Annotated in this window: 1 protein-coding gene and 1 pseudogene; both read right to left on the reverse strand. The window is 74.9% G+C overall.

Annotation, left to right across the window (positions count from 1 at the left end):
• Positions 1 to 286: pseudogene (locus ACWFRU_RS42490) on the reverse strand (hypothetical protein); the annotation flags it as partial.
• A partial coding sequence (locus ACWFRU_RS42495; protein WP_453694224.1) for an AAA family ATPase occupies positions 283 to 1016 on the reverse strand: 734 nt, incomplete at its 5' end. The pseudogene ACWFRU_RS42490 and the gene ACWFRU_RS42495, both read right to left, overlap by 4 nt.

The raw sequence follows: 1016 nt of genomic DNA on the forward strand, positions 1-1016 counted from the left end.
GCTCGAACGCGGCCCGGGCTGCGGCACCCCGGGCTCCGGGCCCGGGGTCCTCGACGGCCATGCGGTCCATGAGGGCGGCCCGGCGCAGCAGGAAGACGCGGTCGGCCGTCGCCGCGTCAGGTGCGGGCGGGCCGGTGACCACTCCGCCGCGGCGCCCGTCACGGACGGCGCCCATCTCCATGACCTCGTGCATCTCGCGCCGCAGGGCGGGGGCGTCGGCGTAGGCCTCGGACGGGGTGGGGGCGTCGAACCCGTCGCCGGTGTCGGGGTTCACTGCGGTGCTCACACCGCCTCCCGGGCGGTGGTGCCGGAGCAGCGGTCGCACCGCACGACGTCCTCGGGGAAGTCGTCGTCGTAGACGGCGAGCAGGTCCATCGGGCTGCGCACCGGCACCCAGGCCGGGCCGGAGCAGCCGCCCAGGCACGACACCTGAGCCTCGAACCCCCAGTCCATCAGGTCGGGGAACCAGGTGCGGTAGGCGAGGGTGATCTCGTCACCGCCGACCGCGAGGGCGCCGATCGGGTCGTGGTTGGGGCGCAGGTGCCTCCAGTGGAAGGCCTGCGCCAGGTCCTCGCCGAAGAACCGGCGGGCCAGCACCCGGGCGTGCTCGGTGTGGTCGCCCTCGACCTGGTGGTCGGCGTGGACGCGGTCGACGGACCGCTGGAGCAGCAGCCGCAGCCGCATCAGCCGGTCGTCGGTGACGACGTGGTCGAAGCCCTCGGTGTGCAGGCCCGGCCGGGCGAGGCTGATCTGCCGGTACTGGCGCAGGACCTCGCTGTCGGGCACGCGCCGGTTGTCGGGGCGGCGGGCGTTGCGGGCCAGGCACTGGCGCAGCGGCGCGGTCATCACCACGGCGGCCGCGGGCAGTCCGTGAACGTGAGCGGTCTCGATGAGCCGCTTCCTGACGTCGGCCCGGGTGTTCGTGGCGTCGACGACGCAGGTCAGTCCGCGGGCGAGGCGGCGTTCCAGGACGGCGTCCAGGAGGAACACCGCGTCGGCGGTGGCCTCCTGGTCGC

Source organism: Streptomyces sp. NPDC055099, assembly GCF_053607685.1.